Genomic DNA, 15,999 nt, shown 5'->3' with positions numbered 1-15,999 from the left:
TGCAACCGGTACGGACCTTTCCGCGCCGCCGGTCCGCAGCGGAACCCGCGGAGGTGCGTGATTCCGCCGGGCCGGGGCAGACGCCCCCGTCATGAGCACCCTCTATCGGAGCGCGGTGGGCGAGGCCACCGAACGGAGATCGCCGGCGGAACCGGCGGAACGGGGCAGCGGCGGTGGGCGCGGCTTCTCGTCGGCGCTGCGCGGTGGTGGCGGGCGGGTGGCGGGGCTGGACGGGCTGCGCACGGTCGCCGTGGTGCTGGTGATCGTGTACCACGTGCAGTCGGACCTGGTGCCCGGCGGCTCGGTGGGCGTGGACGTGTTCTTCACGATCAGCGGCTTCGTCATCACCCGGCTGCTGGTCGCCGAGTACGCCCGCACCGGCCGGATCGGGCTGTGGTCGTTCTACCGGCGGCGGTGGCTGCGGCTGGTACCCGCCCTGCTGGTGATGTGCGCGGTCACCGTCCTGCTGTCCGTGGCGCTCCCGCTGCCGCTGTTCCGCGGGGCGGGGCCGGCGGCGCTGCTGGCCGCGGGTTCGGTGGTCAACCTCGTACGGGCCGCGGACCCCGGGACGTACGCGGATCTCACCGCGCCGCTCGGCCACACCTGGTCGCTGGGGGTGGAGGAGCAGTTCTACCTGGCCTGGCCGCTGCTCCTGCTGGTGCTGCTGCGGCGCGCGTCGGCGCGGGCGGTACTGGGCTGGGCCGCGGCGCTGTGCGTCCTGCCGGTGCTGTGGCGGACGGTCCTCTGGGATCCCGCGGCGGTGCACCGCATCTACAACGGCCCCGACACCCGCGCCGACCAGCTCCTCGTCGGCGCTCTGCTGGCCCTCGTGCTGGCCCGGCTCCGCGCCGACGACCCCCGCCTCGCCCTGCTGCGCCGCTGGGCCGGACGGCTCTGCCTGCCCGCGCTCGCGCTGCTGGGACTGGTCGCCTGGCGGATTCCGATCACCGGGACGAGCGGGTGGAGCCCGGTCTGGTACACGGCCGGATTCCTGGCCGCCGCCGTTCTGTCGGCCTGTGTGATCGCCGCGCTGGACCTGTGCCCGCGGTCGTGGCCCGCCCGCGTGCTGTCGCTGTCGGCGCCCGCATGGGTCGGGCGCAACCTCAGCTACGGGATGTACCTGTGGCACTACCCCGTCATCCGGCTGCTCCACGACCTCGGTGTGCGCGGCGACCGGCTGCTCGCCGCCGGCCTCGCGGCGACGCTCGCCGCGGCCCTCGCCTCGTACGCCCTCGTCGAACGACCCCTGCTGCGCCGCAGCCGGGCAGGCGCGCGTCGCCCGCGTGCGGCGGCGGCCCGGCTTCCGCAGGCCGCCGGTGCGGTCACCGGAACGGGTGACTAGCGAGTCTTCATCGGTTGCGCAATTTGGTAACTATAGACTCGCCACACTTCAGTGCCCGGCCGCCCGCCCGTAGACCGTGGGCCGGTGGGGCGTGTTCGTTCATCGGGGGACACATGAAGCTTTCCGGGCTGTCCGAGGCCGAGATCGGTGCCGTGTTCGAGCGCGTGCTCGACCAGGCGCTGGCCTCCGGGCAGGTCGACGAGGTGCTCGGTCACGGCACCGGCGGTTTCGACCGCGAGCGGCTGCGCAGCAGGGCACTCCGCCAACGTGACGTCATCCTCGCCACGGTGGCCGTCGAGTACCGGGAGTACCTCGCGGCGGGGACCCGGAGCGGGAACGAGGACGTGAACGGGAACGGCGGGCCGGTCGGCCGGGTGGCGGGCGCCGGTGGTCCCGCGGCGGCCCGGCCCCGGGCCGTCCGCGGAGTGCTGTCGGCGCTCGCGCTGCTCGTGCCCGGCCTCGCCGCCGCGGCGGCCGGCGCCTGCCTGCTGGTTGGGTACTGCCTGCGGGCCGTCGAGGGCCGTCCCTACCTCGGCGACGGCCTGGTCACGGCAGGGCTGATCGCCGGTGCGGTGGCCGTCGGCGCGGCGGTCGGCGACCTGCTCTGGCTGCTGTCGGCGCCGCGCGACGCTCCCGCCGGGCCGGGCCACGGCCCGCCGGGTGCCGGCGCCGAGCTGGCGCGGACCCGGCACGAGTGGGAACTCGCCCTGCTGGAGCGGGGGATGGTGCCGTTCCTGCTCGGCCGCATCGAAGAGGCCCGGCTGGGAGAACGGCGCGATCGCGCGGTGCGCTGAGCGCTCTGCCGGAGTGGCGCGATGTGCCGTCTGCCGTCTGCGGCAGCGTCGTGGCTGGTCGCGCCCACGCGGCGGAGCCGCATGTCGATACAGCCCCGCGCCCCTGCGGGGCGCTGCCGAACGGCAGCGGAATTCGCCGGCCCCGCTCAGGAGGCGGTCCGGCCGAGCGTGCCGCAGACGACTGGCCTGCCACGCCCGCCTGCGGCGTTGTCGTCACCGGCCGACGTCCCCCGGTCTTCGACCCGGAGGTGTCCGCGAACCACGCTGCCCGCTGCGACGGCGGTATCCCCATGACCCCGCTCACCCCGACCGGCGTCGCCGGTGCCCCCGTCAGTCGCGGGAGTTGCCGAACAGTACGCGGTAGCCGATCAGCAGGACCAGGGAGCCGGCGATCGCGGAGCCCCAGGTGTAGAGGTCGAAGAAATGATTCTGCACCGGGCGGTCGAGGAAGCGGGCGGAGAGCCAGCCGCCCACGAAGGCGCCCGCGACGCCGATGATGGTGGTGCCTATCAGACCGCCCGGGTCGCGGCCGGGCAGCAGGATCTTGGCGATTCCTCCGGCGAACAGGCCGAGGATGATCCAGGCGACGATGCCCACGGTGTAGTCCTCCAGAAGTGCGGATTGATCGTCCGCCCAGCGTATGGACGCTCCCGGCGCCGTGACGAGGGCCGATGGGCGGTTGCCGCACGGTCGTCGAGGTTCTGTTGCTTGATTAAGACATTGCGCAACTCTGGAAGCGGAGGGGTGCCGTTCCGTCAGCGTCCGGGTCTCTGCCCCGGCCCCTAGACTGGGTCGGCGCGGGCGCGGGTGCTGTGAGCGTGGGCGGGACGGGAGAGGACTGTGGCGGAGAACGCCGGTGGCTTGGAGGATCCCTCCGTCGAGGTGCTGACGGAGGCGGCTGCCGTGTTCGGGCTGCTCGCGTCGTCGGCGCGGCTGCATCTGATGTGGGCGCTGGCGCAGGGCGAGAGCGATGTCACGCATCTCGCGGACCGGGTGGGTGGTGCGCTGCCCGCGGTGAGCCAGCATCTGACCAAGCTCAAGCTCGCGGGGCTGGTGCGTTCCCGGCGGGAGGGGCGCAGGCATGTCTACTTCGTCGACGATCCCGACATCGTGACGGTGGTGCGGGTGATGGTGGGGCAGCTGACCGCGCGTTCGCACCAGGCCGGCGCGTCGGTGCACCGGCTGCACGGGACCGGTGGCTGAGACCACCGCGGCCTCGGGACCGGATGCCGGGACGCCCGATCCCACGGCCGGGAGACCCGGGGCGAGCCGCTCCGCACCCACCGTGCTGGAAGTGCTGCGCTCCCTGGACAGCGGCCCGCGCGGACTGACGGAGGCCGAGGCCGGGCAGCGGCTGGCCCGCTGGGGCGGGAACACGCTTCCGCAGCGGCGCGAACCTTCCTGGCCCCGCCTGTTCGTCCGCAGTCTGCGCGACCCGTTCACGGCGGTGCTCGCCTGCCTCGGCCTGGTGTCGGCGGCCGTGTTCGCCTGGGGCACCGCCACCGTGATCCTGCTCCTGGTCGTGGTCAGCTGCGTGCTGCGGGCGTCCGGGGAGCACCGGGCCGACCGCTCCACGGCTGCCCTGCGCGAGCTGGTCGCCACCACCGCCACCGTGCTGCGGCGCGCCGACGAGGACGCGGCGCCGACGGCGCGCGAGATCCCGGTGGACGAACTGGTCCCCGGCGACGTGCTGCGCCTGGGGCCGGGCGACCTGGTCCCGGCCGACGTACGGCTGCTGCGGTCGAGCGGCCTGACCGTGCACCAGTCCGCGCTGACCGGGGAGTCCGCCCCGGTCCCCAAGCGCGCCGAGGACGACCGCGTGCCGGGAACCGGCGGGTCCGGGCAGCCGCAGTCCTGCTTCCAGGGCAGCAGCGTCGCCTCCGGCAGCGCCACCGCGGTCGTCACCGCGACCGGTGCCCGGACCCTGCTGGCCGCCGGCCACGGGCGCGGCGCGGACCGGCCCCGGGACAGCGCCTTCGACCGTTCCGTGCACGGCGTCTCCTGGATCCTGATCCGGTTCATGCTGCTCACCCCGCCGCTGGTGCTGATGAGCAACGCCGCGCTGCGCGGCCGCGGCCTGGAGACGCTGCCGTTCGCCGTCGCGGTGGCGGTCGGGCTGACCCCGGAGACGCTGCCGGTCCTCGTCACCACCTGCCTGGCCCGCGGCGCCGCCCTGCTGGCCCGCACCCACGGGGTGATCGTCAAGCGGCTGCCCGCGCTGCACGACATCGGGGCCGTGGACCTGCTGTGCGTGGACAAGACCGGCACCCTCACCCAGGACCGGCCGCTCGTCGCCGGCGCCCTCGGCCCGGACGGCCGGGACGACCCCGAGGTCCTGCACTGGGCCGCCGTCAACGCCTGGTGGACCCTGCAACTCGCCGAACTGCCGGAACCCGACGCCCTCGACGAGGCGCTCCTCGACGCGGCCGACGAGGACGCGCTGACGGCGTACGACGGGACGGCGGTCGTTCCCTTCGACCCGGTACGCCGGCTGGCCACCGCGGTGGTCCGCACCCCGGGCCGGCTCGGCAGCCACACCCTGGTCGTGAAGGGGGACGTCGAAGCCGTCCTCGACCGCTGCCGGCTCGACGGGGACGAGGGCGCGGGCGAGCGCGAGCGGCTGCGCGGGCTCGCCGCCGGGGCCGCCGCCGACGGCCTGCGGGTCCTGGCGGTCGCCACCGCCGAACGCCCGGCACGCGCCCGGGAGTACACCCCGGCCGACGAACGCGGCCTCACCTTCCGCGGCCTGGTCACCCTCCGGGACGCCCTCGCGCCCACCGCCGCCGACGCGCTCGCCGTCCTGGCCGGCCAGGGGGTCACCGTCAAGATCCTCACCGGTGACCACCCGGGCACCGCCGCCCGCGCCTGCCGCGACCTGGGCCTTCCCGTCGGCGCGAACGGACTGCTCACCGCCGACCGCATCGACGGCGTGAGCGACGCCGAACTGCCCGCACTCGTCCGCCGTACGACCGTCTTCGCCCGCTGCACCCCGGATCACAAGGCCAGGATCACCGAGGCACTGCGCGGCGCCGGGCACACCGTCGGCTTCCTCGGGGACGGCGTCAACGACCTGCCCGCGGTGCGCGCCGCCGACGTCGGGATCGCCCCGCGGGGCGCCGCCGACGTGACCCGTGAGGCCGCCGACGTGGTACTCGCCGAGAAGGACCTCACCGCCGTCGCCCACGCCATCGCGGCCGGCCGGTACGCCGGCGGCAACATCGCCACCTACCTGCGCATCACGCTCTCCTCCAACCTCGGCAACGTGATCGCCATGCTCTCCGCGGGCCTGCTCCTGCCCTTCCTGCCGATGCTCCCGGCGCAGGTCCTGATCCAGAACCTGTGCTTCGACGCGGCCCAGCTGGCCTACGTCCACGACCGCCCGCACCCCTCCGTGCTGGTCCGCCCGACCGTGCTGAGGCCCCGCGAACTGCTCCGCTTCATCACCGGCTTCGGACTGCTCAACGCGGTCGCCGACCTCGCCACCTTCGGCGTCCTCGCCCTCGCCCTGCACGGCCCCGGCACCGGGGACGACGAGGCCATCTTCCATTCGGGCTGGTTCACCGAGAACCTGCTCACCCAGGCCCTGGTGATGCTGCTGCTGCGCGAGGGCCGCCTGTGGGCGCGAGGGCGCAGACCCGGTTCCGTCGCCTGGGCCGCGGCCGCGCTGGCCGCCGTGGGACTGCTGCTGCCGCCCTCGCCGCTGGGGCCGCCGCTCGGCCTGACGACCCTCTCCCCGGCGTACTACCTGCTGCTCACCGCCGTCCTCGCGCTCTACGCCGCCGCGGTCATCGCCGCCAGAGCCCGCTACGAACGACGGCGGTCCGCGCGGGCCGACGGCTGAATTCACTTGCCGCATTGCGCAATAATGGAAGCGCCGGGAACGGTCCCGGCTCGGGGAGGGCGAATGGCCATGCCAGGCGGGGGCGGTCGGGCCGGGCGGGACACGAATCTGCGGATCGGGGCCGCGCTGGCCGAGGTCGAGGGGCTCTACTCGGCGTTGCTGCGGGCGGGCACCGCGGACAGCCGCCGGCGATTACAGGCGGAGCTGGCCCGGGCCGCACGCAGGCTCGCCGCTCTGGCGGACGCACCGGCGCAGGCGCCGTCCCCTGCCACCGGCGTACGGCGCTCGCGTCGCGGTCGGCGGCGGGCGCTGGCCGAGCACGGTGCCGCCTGGATCATCGCCCGGTACGGGCGGTCCGGGGGCTGAGGCCGTGAGATGTGTCCTGAGGCCGAGGCTGCGAGATGTGTCCTGTGGCTGAGGCCGTGAGATGTGTCCTGGGGCTGAGGCCGCGGGGTGTGGCGGATCTCCGGCTGTGAATTGCATGAGGATCTGTGCTGCATGGGCCATGGCTTTGTTAGATTTCGCAGCCACGCATCCCGGCGCCCGAACGTTTCTTCGTGGGAGTGCAAGATGAGCGACCCCTGGGGCGGCCCGGCCGGGCAGGCCACGCGCAGCCGTACCGACCGGGTGCCCGGGCAGCGTAGGGCCGCGGCCGACGAGATGCGCCCGGCGGGCGGCCGGGCCGCCGCCCGGCAGGCGGCCAGGACCCGGGGTAGCAGGGGCTCCCGGCGGGCCAGACCGGCGGGCCGCGGCAAGCGGGTCATGAAGATCCTCGGCCTGTGCACGGCCGTCCTGGTCCTGGTCACGGCCGGCGCCGGCTGGTGGTTCTACCAGCACCTCAACGGCAACATCAACAGCGTCGCCCTGGACGGCAAGGGCGGCACGGAGAAGGCCGACGCCTTCGGCCGGACGCCGATCAACATCCTGGTGATGGGCTCGGACGCGCGGACCAGCAAGACCGACTGCAAGCTCGGCGGCGGCTGTTCCCAGACCGGGGTGCAGAGCGGGTACGGCAACGCGGACGTGGAGATGGTCGTCCACATATCCGCCGACCGCTCCAACGCGACGGTCATGAGCATCCCCCGCGACACCATGGTCGACGTCCCCGCCTGCAAGAACACCGAGGACAACACCGCCACGTCCGGCTACTACGGCCAGGTCAACAGCGCCCTCCAGTACGGGCCGGCCTGCCAGGTCGCCACCGTGCACCAGCTCACCGGCATCCCCATCGATCACTTCGTCAAGCTGGACTTCTCCGGTGTGGTCAAGATGTCCGACGCGGTCGGCGGTGTCTCGGTGTGCGTGAGCTCCAACGTGTACGACACCTACTCGCACCTGAAGCTGTCCAAGGGCAGCCACACCCTCAAGGGGCAGGCCGCGCTGGAGTTCGTCCGCTCCCGGCACGGCTTCGGCGACGGCAGCGACCTCGGCCGTACCGTCTCCCAGCACATCTTCCTCAGCGCGATGATCCGCAAGTTCAAGAGTGCGGGCACCCTCACCGACCCCGCCGCGGTCTACAGCCTCGCGGACGCCGCCACCAAGGCGCTGACCGTGGACGACGGCCTCGGCACCGTCAAGAAGCTGATCTCGCTGGCGGCCGACGTGAACAAGGTCCCCACCAAGCGGATGACCTTCACGACCATGCAGACCGCGCCCGACCCGCAGAACAGCAACCGCGTGGTGGTGGGCGAGGGCGCCAAGGACCTGTTCGCCACCATCGCCGACGACCAGTCGCTGACCACCGGCACGGGCAAGAAGTCGTCGGCGGCCTCGGCGACGGCCAGTGCGAAACCGACGCCCACCGCGACCGTCCCCGCGTCCCAGATCGCCGTGACCGTCGAGAACGGCACCACCGTCACGGGCCGCGCCTCCGCCATCGCGACGGCGCTCGTCAACCACGGCTTCAGCTCCGGTACGACCACGGGCAACGCCCCGAGCTCCGCGACCACGACCACCCTGACCTACGGCAGCGGCGAGAAGGCCGAGGCGCAGACCGTCGCCAAGGCCCTCGACCTGCCCAGCTCGCATCTCAAGTCGGGCAGCGGCACCGGCGTGACCCTGGTGATCGGCGGCGACTGGACGAGCGGCACCTCCTACCCGGCCAGCTCGGGCGACACCAAGGCCGCCACCACCAACGCCAACGCCTCCACCGCCGACGACTCCAAGACCTGCGCCAAGGTCAGCCCCTACAAGACGGTCAGCCTCAACGGGGTCGCGATGACGCCGGCCCAGGCCTACGCGGCGGCGACCAGCAAGCCCGACTCCGACGAGTGAGGCGGGCACCGGGCCACCGCGGTGGAATCCGGTGGAGGGGGCTGGCGGCCGGCGGCTCGGGTTGTACAGTTGCGCAATGTAGCAATCATGGCAGCAGGTGCGGGCGCGGTCCGCGGGTGCCGCTGCCCGGCGTGTGGAAAGGGTGGGCGGGATGCTCCGCAACGGACTGGAACCGTGGCACCTGCTGCTGGTCGCGATCGTCATCATTCTGCTGTTCGGGTCGAAGAAGCTGCCGGAGGCCGCTCGTGGCCTCGGCAAGTCGATGCGGATCCTCAAGAGCGAGGCCAAGGCGATGAAGGACGACGGCTCCCCGCAGCCCGCCGCCGACGCCGAGACCGCCGCCGAGCAGCCGGCCGCACGGGTCATCCAGCCCACCCCGGCCGACGCCACCTCGACCCGCACGGTCTCCGAGGAGAACACCGCCCACTGAGGCGGCCGGGGGGCTCGCCGGGTCGAACAATCCGCCGCCTGCCGGGACTCCGGCGGGTGCTGTCACGCGGACTCGGTGGACTCGGTCCTTCTTGGGGCTCAGTCCTTCTTGTCGCCGCCGCGCTTGTTCTTCCCCTTCGGGGTGCCCTGTTGCCTGCCCGGGCCGTCGTCCTTGCCGATCCGGGGCTCCGCGCCACCGGTCGACGGCGGGTTCACGGCGGAGGACGAGGCCGGGGCCGGGCTCGTGCTGTGCTGCTGGTCCGTCGGCGGGGTGTCGGCCGAGCTGTGGTCGGGGGAGAACCACGCGATGCCGAGCAGCAGCGCCCCGAGGAAGATCACCACTGCGGCGACCGCGCTCACCGTCCGCGAGCGGCGGGCGGAGACGGTGCGGCCGCCCGGACGCTGACGGCGCCGGTTCCGGTGGGCCGGAGCGCTGCCGGCGGCGGCGGACGGGAAGGCGTACGTGGTCACGGAGCCGGCGGGCACGTTCGTACCGGACCGTGTCCCCGCCGGTCCCCCCGGGACGGCCGCACGCGGCTCCGGGCCGGGGCGCGGTGCGGCCGCCGGGAGCGGCTCGGGGCGCCCCCGCCAGGCGCCCGCGGCGAACCACTCGGCCGTCTGACGTGCCGTGGGGCGGTCCTCGGGCCGCTTGGCGAGGAGGCCGAGCAGGTAGTTCTCGAAGGCGGGCGGCAGCTGGACGCCCAGCTGCCGCGGCGGCACGGGGGGCGTGTCGAGGTGGTGGTGGAGGACGGCGATGGGGCTGTCGGCGTTGAACGGCGTGCGTCCGGTGAGCAGCTGGTAGAGCACACAGCCGAGCGAGTAGACGTCGGACGGCGGTCCGGCGGGCTTGCCGAGGGCTCGCTCGGGAGCGATGTACAGGCTGGTCCCGACGATCTGGCCGGTCGCGGTGAGCGCGCCGCCCGGGTCGTCCATGAAGCGCGCGATACCGAAGTCACCGATCTTCACCGAACCGACGGCGTCGAGGAGAAGGTTGCCGGGCTTGATGTCCCGGTGCACGATGCCCTGTTCGTGGGCGACGGCGAGCCCGGCGGCCGCCTGGGCGGCGATGAGGGCGACCTCCTCGGCCGGCAGGGACCCCGCCTGGGCGAGCACCCGGTGCAGACTGTCGCCCTCGACCAGCTCCATCACCAGGAACAGCCGGCCCTCCTGCTCGCCGAAGTCGACGACGCCGACCACATGGGGGTGGCGCAGCCGGCCCGCGGTCTGGGCCTCCAGACGGAAGCGGGCGGCGGCGGTGGGGTCGGCGTTCTGGGCGAGCAGCAGCTTGACCGCCACGGGTCTGCCGAGCATCTCGTCGTACGCCCGCCAGACCTCTCCCATCGCGCCTCGCCCGATGGCGGTCATCAGCCGGTACCGGCCCGCTATCAGCACCTGTTGCTTCATCCTCACGCAGTAAGACGATTCGACCGCTGTCGGCCATGTCCCCCTGAGTGAAGGGATGTTGATGGCGATGCCGCAGCTTCCCCAGCCTACTGGCGGGACGCCGGCGGCCGGCCATGAAGGACCGACTGACCCGGCCCGGATATCGCTCCGTGGGACCCGTCTCGTGGAACCGCGAGGCGGCCAGGCACACTCTGCCTGTGGTGTTCTCCCACGTGATTCCCCACATGCTCCCTCACGTGGTCCCTCACCTGTTCCCTCACCTGTTCCCGACTGTGTTCCCTGACGAGAGGCCGGCCCACACATGATCACGCTCACCAAGGAAGACGGTCCGGCGGACCTGGACGGAGTGACCCACCTGTCCATCGGGGTGTCCTGGGACCCCACCGCCGGCAGCAGCGGCGGGGTGATGGGCGTGCTCCGCCGCAAGTCCGGCACCGACCTCGACCTGATCGCCATCGCCATGCAGGGCGGGGACCCGGTACGCCTCGCGGGCCTCGACTCCCTCGACCCGATGGGGAACGGCTCCCTGGTCCACAGCGGCGACAACCAGTCCGGGCGCGGGGACGGTGACGACGAGACGGTGACCGTCGAGTTCGCCCGGGTCCCGTCCAACATCACGTCGATCGTGTTCGTCGCCGCCGCCTACAAGAAGGGCAGCTCCTTCCAGAAGGCACGCAACATCAGCTTCAAGGTCTACGACGCCACCGGCGGCAGCTCCCAGCAGGTCGCCGACATATGGCCGAGCCTGCTCACCCAGGACAACGGCTGCGCCGTGGCCAAGGCACTGCGGGTCGGCGGCAGCTGGAAGCTGGAGGTGATCAACGTGACGGGAAAGATCAAGCAGGGCGACGAGCACGCCCTGATGCGCTTCGCCGCCAGCATGTAGGACGTCTCCCCGCCTCCCCGTCTTCCGGCCCTCCCCGCCTCCCCGTCTTCCCGCCGTCTCCCGGGCTCACGTCATCAGGATCTGTGAGCTGATCCGGGACATGAATGGGCCGCCGAGACTTCCGGGATCATGCACTGCGCGGTCGTTACCGCGGTGTCACCCTTGCGCATGCGGCACACGAAGCGTGGCCGCCGGGGGATCTGCAGAGGCGGGCGAGTTCGGTGGGGGACTTTCTGGGGGCGGTCACGGCGTTTCCGACCGTGGTCTTCACCTTCGCGCTGGTCGTGGTGGCGGTCTACTGGCTGCTGGTGCTCCTGGGGGGCGCCCACTTCCACGGGGCGCGCGGAGGACACCACGGGCACGGCCACGGCCACGGACATGGGCACGGCGGGGGACGCCATGGCCACGGGGGGCTGCAGAGGGTGCTGGGTCTCGGCGGGGTGCCGATCACCGTGGCGGTGTCGCTGGTGGTCGCCTTCGCCTGGTTCAGCGCGCTGAGCGGCCGGGTCGTGTTCGGCGGCGGCCACGGGGGAGTCCTGCTGCCGGCCGCCCTGGTCGGCGGCTGGGCGGGAGCGCGGGTGCTGGCATGGCCGCTGCGGCGGCTGATGCCGGCCCCGGCCCCGCCGCCGTCCCGCCGGGACTTCGTCGGCCTCGGCTGCGTGATCCGCACCGGCCGGGTCGGCCCCGACTTCGGACAGGCCGAGGTCCGTGCGGCCGACGGCTCCTCCGCGGTCGTACAGGTCCGGCAGAGCCTCGACGACGCGGCCGGTCCTGGCGGCCTGCTCCGCGCCGGGGCGTCGGCACTCATCTACGACTACGACGACGCGGGCGAGTACTTCTGGGTCATGCCCGCCGTGCCGGCTACCGGCTGACGCGACACCACCCCCTCGTCGTCCGTCCGGCGTTCCGCACGCCCCGCGTTCACTCATCCATTCACGGCAAGGTCGTCCAAGGGAACAGCCATGTCTGTCGTCACCATCGGAATCGGCGTACTCGTCGCCGTCCTGCTGCTCATCGGTCTGGGCACGCTGCTGCTCTTCGGCCGGCTGTTCCGCAAGGTCGTCCAGGGCGAGGCGCTGATCGTCTCCCGGCCCAAGAGCGTCGACGTCACCTTCACCGGTGCCCTGGTGCTGCCGATGCTGCACCGGGCGGAGGTCATGGACATCTCGGTGAAGACCATCGAGATCATCCGCACCGGGCGGGAGGGCATGATCTGCAAGGACAACATCCGCGCCGACATTCAGATCACGTTCTTCGTCCGGGTCAACAAGACGGTGGAGGACGTCGTCAAGGTCGCCCAGGCGATCGGCACCGAGCGGGCCAGCCACCAGGAGACCCTCCAGAACCTGTTCAGCGCGAAGTTCGCCGAGGCGCTGCGGACGGTGGGCAAGCAGCTCGACTTCGCCGACCTCTACACCAAGCGCGAGGAGTTCAGGGACCGCATCGTCGCCGCCATCGGTACCGACCTGAACGGCTACCACCTGGAGGACGCCGCGATCGACCACCTCGAACAGACCCCGCTGGAGCAGCTCGACGCGTCCAACATCCTGGACGCCCAGGGCATCCGGAAGATCACCGAACTGACGGCGCTGGAGCACATCCGCACCAACGACTTCCAGCGCAACGAGGAGATGGAGATCACCCGCCAGGACGTGGACGCGCGCGAGGCCGTCCTGGAGCTGGAACGGCGGCGCGCGGAGGCGGAGATCCGGCAGCGCAAGGGGATCGAGACCCTGCGCGCGCAGGAGGAGGCCGCCACCGCGCAGGTCCAGGAGGAGGAGCGGCTCAAGGCGCACAGCGCGCTGCTGCGGACCGAGGAACTGCTCGGCGTGCAGCGGGAGAACCAGGTGCGGGAGATCGCGGTCGCCGAGAAGAACCGGGAGCGGGTGCTCGCGGTGGAGAGCGAGCGCATCGAGAAGGACCGGCTGCTGGAGGTCGTCAACCGGGAGCGGGAGGTGGAGCTCGCCAGGGCGGAGAAGGAGAAGCAGGTCGAGGTGGAGCGCCGGAGCGTGGCCGACGTGGTGCGCGAGCGCATCGCGGTGGACCGCACGGTCGCGGAACAGGAAGAGGAGATCAAGCGGGTCCGGGTGGTCCAGGAGGCCGAGCGCACCCGGCAGACCGTGATCATCGCCGCCGAGGCGGAGGCGCAGGAGCAGCTGGTCAAGGACATCAAGGCGGCCGAGGCCGCCGAGCAGGCCGCGCACCTGCGGGCCAAGGAGCAGCTGGTGCTGGCCGAGGCCGGGCAGAAGCGCGCGGAGCTGGAGGCCGCCGCCAACGTGCGCCGGGCGGAGGGCGAGCGCGCCCTGGCCGGGGCGGCCGGGCTGGCCCAGGCCGAGGTGGCGGAGCGGCAGGCCATGGCCGAGGCGGCCGGTGTGCGGGCCCGGCTTGAGGGCGAGGCCGCGGGCCTGAAGGAGAAGGCGGAGGCCGTCGAGAAGGTCGGGCTCGCCGAGGCCGCGGTCGCTCAGAGCAAGGCGAACGCGGAGGCGGCGGGCATCCGGGAGCGGCTGCTCGGCGAGGCCGCCGGTCTCAAGGAGAAGGCGGCGGCGATGGCCGCGCTGGACGAGGTGTCCCGGGCCCACGAGGAGTTCCGGCTGCGGCTGGCCGCGGACAAGGAGGTCCGGATGGCCGCGCTGGAGGTCCAGAGCAAGGTGGCCGAGGCCCAGGCGGCGGTACTGGCCGCCGGACTGGAGAGCGCGGACATCGACATCGTCGGCGGCGACAGCGTGTTCCTGGAGCGGCTGGTCGGCGCGGTGTCCTTCGGCAAGGCCATCGACGGCGCGGTGCAGGGCTCGGAGACGGTGCAGGCGCTCGGGGCGGAGTGGCTGAACGGCGAGAAGAGCTTCAGCGGCGACGCGACGGAGGTACTGCGCTCACTGGCGGCAGGCGGCCCGTGGAACCTGGCCCTGCTGATGAAGCTGCTGGGCGGCCAGGAGAGTGCGGACCCCGTACGGCTCGCCAACGGTACGACGAAGTAGCGCCCCCGAAGGGGCGCGGGGAACTGCGCGACCAGCCACGACGGCGCAGCAGACGACCGACGGCGCAACGCGGCCAGGAGGAACGGAAAGCAACCATGGGCGTCGAGGACGGCACCTACCAGATCCTGCGGCAACGGCTCGCCGACCGCGCCGCGGAACTCGGCCGACGAGCCGCCGAGCTCAACGCTCGTCGGCAGGACGCCTTCGGCTCCCGCCCGCTGGAGCTCGCGGGCTCGGCCCGCCCCCGCACCGACGGCGCGGCCACCGCATGCGGCGTGGTCGCCGTACGGCCCGACGTCCTCCTGCTCGGGACCTCCGCACCCGACCTCGGCGCCGGCCTGCTGTCGCTGCACACCCTGGACGGCTCGCCCCTGGGACCCGAGAAGGTCCCCGGCCTGCTCGACGACGAGCGGTTCCACCGCGACCTGGCCGAACTGCTGCGCTACTACCGGGACGCCCGCCTCACCGACCTGCGGAGTACGGCGTCGGGGCGGCTGCTCGCCGTGTTCCGCACCGGCGGGAACGAGGGCGATCTGCGGGTCCTGAGCTGGCAGTTGGCGGCGGACCGGGTCGAGTACCTGGGCAACCACGGTGAACGCGACCTGCCACAGCCGCCCGTCTCCGAGCTGCCGTGGACGACGACCGGACGCGAGCACCACGCGGACGGCGGGATCCTGATCGAAGGCGGCGCGGGCGCGGTCTCGGTCGCCACCACCGGCGGCAGCCTCACGGTCCGGGCGCACCCCGGCGACCGGCTGCTGTTCCGGGAAGCGGTCGACGAGCCGCTGCAGAGTCTCGCCGACGCCACCGTCGCCTACGCGGCGACCGGCCCCCTGCTGCTCCTGCGGATCCGCCCCTACAACGAACCGGCGGACCGCTATCTGGTCGTCAACACCCGCACCGGTTCGGTGCGTCGCCAGGACACCCTCGGCCACGGTGCCAGGCTGCTGCCCGCCGAACAGGGCCTGATCTTTCCCGGCGGCTACGAACTGGCGGACGGCAGCCATCGGGCCTTCCGCATCGGCAGCGGCATCGGCAGCGGCGCGGGCGGCGCGTCCGGTGCGGGTGGCGCGTCCGGCGCGTCCGGTACGGCCGGCGCGGGCGCCGGTTCCGTGGCCGACCGGTCCGCCGCGGACGAGCTGCGCTTCGACGCGGTGCTTCCCTCGCCCAACGGCGAGGACCTGCTCTACGTCCTGAGCCGGCCGGGCCGTGCCGAGGTCCTGCTGCTGCCGTGGAACACCGTCCGCCGCGAGGCCGCGAGCGCCCTGCACGGCGCGGCCTACGCCCTGCTGCCGGACGGCACTCTCGTCCTCCTCAAACCGGACCACGAGCCCGTGCGCACGCACGAACTCCAGCTGTGGCAGACCCCTTTCCAGTCCGCCGACCACGCCGCCGCCCAGCCGGTCGGGGACGGCCCGCTGGCGCGGATCGGCAACGCCGACCTGGTCGCGGGCATCGCCGACTGCCTGGACGTGGTCCGCGGCGCGACCGCCGCCGTACCGGAGAACGGAACGGCGGCCTCCCCGGAGCTGATCCTCGACGCCTGCGCCAGGGCGACGGACCGCCACTACTGGCTCGCCGACACCGGCCTGCTCGAACCACTCACCGAACTGCGGTCCGCCGCAGAGCAGTTGGTCGCCGAGCAGGCCAGGATCCGGCAACTCGCCGGGCGCGCCGCACAGGCGCTGGACCAGGCGGCCGCGGAGGCCGCCGCGCTGCTCCGCCGCTCCCACGGCGAACCGCCCGCCGACGCGGACGCCTGGACGGCACTCCTCACCGAACTGCGCCGGGCCCAGGGCCGTACCCGCACCCTGCGCGAACTGCCCCAGCTCGACCTGGCCGCACTGGACCGGGTCGAGGCGGACCTGGCCGCCGAGCTCACGGCGGCGACCGAGCGTGCCTTCGCCTTCTTCGCCGGTCCCGACGCCTTCGCCGCCCCCCTCGCCGCGGCCCGGGGGGCCCCCCCCGGGACCGGCGCGCAGGGCCCCCCCCCCCCCGGCCCCGCGCGCGCCGCCCCCCCCACCCCCCCCGGCGCCGCCCCCGCCCCCCGCCCC

13 protein-coding genes are annotated in these 15,999 nt (G+C 73.2%); 11 read left to right on the top strand and 2 right to left on the bottom strand.

Annotated elements, in window-relative coordinates; translation table 11 throughout:
- The first annotated feature begins 91 nt into the window (after positions 1 to 91).
- Both ACWGKQ_RS00305 and ACWGKQ_RS00300 read left to right on the top strand, forming a co-directional pair.
- Positions 92 to 1,342, top strand: a complete 1,251-nt coding sequence (locus ACWGKQ_RS00305; protein ID WP_453289599.1) for an acyltransferase family protein — start codon at positions 92 to 94, stop codon at positions 1,340 to 1,342.
- Between the two features lie 113 nt (positions 1,343 to 1,455).
- A complete protein-coding gene (locus ACWGKQ_RS00300) occupies positions 1,456 to 2,136 on the top strand; it encodes a hypothetical protein (RefSeq protein ID WP_453289598.1) in 681 nt (226 codons plus the stop codon).
- A 330-nt stretch (positions 2,137 to 2,466) separates the two neighbouring features.
- Here ACWGKQ_RS00300 and ACWGKQ_RS00295 read toward each other — a convergent pair whose 3' ends face one another.
- Positions 2,467 to 2,733 (bottom strand): GlsB/YeaQ/YmgE family stress response membrane protein, encoded by a 267-nt coding sequence (locus ACWGKQ_RS00295; protein WP_453289597.1) that lies wholly within the window; start codon positions 2,731 to 2,733, stop codon positions 2,467 to 2,469.
- 243 nt (positions 2,734 to 2,976) lie between these two features.
- On the opposite strand from ACWGKQ_RS00295, the gene ACWGKQ_RS00290 reads away from it, so the two are divergent.
- The 5 genes from ACWGKQ_RS00290 (at position 2,977) to tatA (ending at position 8,681) form a co-directional block, all read left to right on the top strand.
- Complete coding sequence (locus ACWGKQ_RS00290; RefSeq protein ID WP_453289596.1) at positions 2,977 to 3,339, top strand: ArsR/SmtB family transcription factor; 363 nt, start codon at positions 2,977 to 2,979, stop codon at positions 3,337 to 3,339.
- A complete protein-coding gene (gene mgtA / locus ACWGKQ_RS00285; protein WP_453289595.1) occupies positions 3,332 to 5,977 on the top strand; it encodes a magnesium-translocating P-type ATPase in 2,646 nt (881 codons plus the stop codon). The genes ACWGKQ_RS00290 and mgtA overlap by 8 nt, the downstream gene beginning before the upstream one ends.
- A gap of 63 nt (positions 5,978 to 6,040) precedes the next feature.
- Complete coding sequence (locus ACWGKQ_RS00280; RefSeq protein ID WP_453289594.1) at positions 6,041 to 6,343, top strand: hypothetical protein; 303 nt, start codon at positions 6,041 to 6,043, stop codon at positions 6,341 to 6,343.
- Between the two features lie 204 nt (positions 6,344 to 6,547).
- Positions 6,548 to 8,251 (top strand): LCP family protein, encoded by a 1,704-nt coding sequence (locus tag ACWGKQ_RS00275; RefSeq protein ID WP_453289593.1) that lies wholly within the window; start codon positions 6,548 to 6,550, stop codon positions 8,249 to 8,251.
- A 151-nt stretch (positions 8,252 to 8,402) separates the two neighbouring features.
- Complete coding sequence (tatA, locus tag ACWGKQ_RS00270; protein WP_453289592.1) at positions 8,403 to 8,681, top strand: Sec-independent protein translocase subunit TatA; 279 nt, start codon at positions 8,403 to 8,405, stop codon at positions 8,679 to 8,681.
- A gap of 98 nt (positions 8,682 to 8,779) precedes the next feature.
- Here tatA and ACWGKQ_RS00265 read toward each other — a convergent pair whose 3' ends face one another.
- Positions 8,780 to 10,072, bottom strand: coding sequence for a serine/threonine-protein kinase (locus ACWGKQ_RS00265; RefSeq protein ID WP_453289997.1), 1,293 nt, complete (start codon positions 10,070 to 10,072; stop codon positions 8,780 to 8,782).
- A 313-nt stretch (positions 10,073 to 10,385) separates the two neighbouring features.
- On the opposite strand from ACWGKQ_RS00265, the gene ACWGKQ_RS00260 reads away from it, so the two are divergent.
- The 4 genes from ACWGKQ_RS00260 to ACWGKQ_RS00245 all read left to right on the top strand — a co-directional run.
- Positions 10,386 to 10,970 (top strand): TerD family protein, encoded by a 585-nt coding sequence (locus tag ACWGKQ_RS00260; RefSeq protein WP_453289591.1) that lies wholly within the window; start codon positions 10,386 to 10,388, stop codon positions 10,968 to 10,970.
- Between the two features lie 221 nt (positions 10,971 to 11,191).
- Positions 11,192 to 11,842 carry a hypothetical protein gene (locus ACWGKQ_RS00255; RefSeq protein ID WP_453289590.1) on the top strand — a complete coding sequence of 217 codons (651 nt, stop codon included), beginning with the start codon at positions 11,192 to 11,194 and terminating at the stop codon, positions 11,840 to 11,842.
- Positions 11,843 to 11,932: 90 nt separating this feature from the next.
- Complete coding sequence (locus ACWGKQ_RS00250) at positions 11,933 to 13,945, top strand: flotillin family protein (protein WP_453289589.1); 2,013 nt, start codon at positions 11,933 to 11,935, stop codon at positions 13,943 to 13,945.
- Between the two features lie 95 nt (positions 13,946 to 14,040).
- Positions 14,041 to 15,999 (top strand): DNA repair ATPase (locus tag ACWGKQ_RS00245; RefSeq protein ID WP_453289588.1); only part of this gene is annotated, 1,959 nt, incomplete at its 3' end.

This window comes from Streptomyces sp. NPDC054770 (assembly GCF_053611985.1).
The sequence above is the reverse complement of the archived record's forward strand: the minus strand, read 5'-3'. Positions and strand labels throughout refer to the sequence as shown.

Coding starts and splice junctions, on each gene's coding strand:
- ACWGKQ_RS00305 (WP_453289599.1), top strand. CDS start 92: ATGAGCACCCTCTATCGGAGCGCGGTGGGCGAGGCCACCGAACGGAGA.
- ACWGKQ_RS00300 (WP_453289598.1), top strand. CDS start 1,456: ATGAAGCTTTCCGGGCTGTCCGAGGCCGAGATCGGTGCCGTGTTCGAG.
- ACWGKQ_RS00280 (WP_453289594.1), top strand. CDS start 6,041: ATGGCCATGCCAGGCGGGGGCGGTCGGGCCGGGCGGGACACGAATCTG.
- ACWGKQ_RS00275 (WP_453289593.1), top strand. CDS start 6,548: ATGAGCGACCCCTGGGGCGGCCCGGCCGGGCAGGCCACGCGCAGCCGT.
- tatA (WP_453289592.1), top strand. CDS start 8,403: ATGCTCCGCAACGGACTGGAACCGTGGCACCTGCTGCTGGTCGCGATC.
- ACWGKQ_RS00260 (WP_453289591.1), top strand. CDS start 10,386: ATGATCACGCTCACCAAGGAAGACGGTCCGGCGGACCTGGACGGAGTG.
- ACWGKQ_RS00250 (WP_453289589.1), top strand. CDS start 11,933: ATGTCTGTCGTCACCATCGGAATCGGCGTACTCGTCGCCGTCCTGCTG.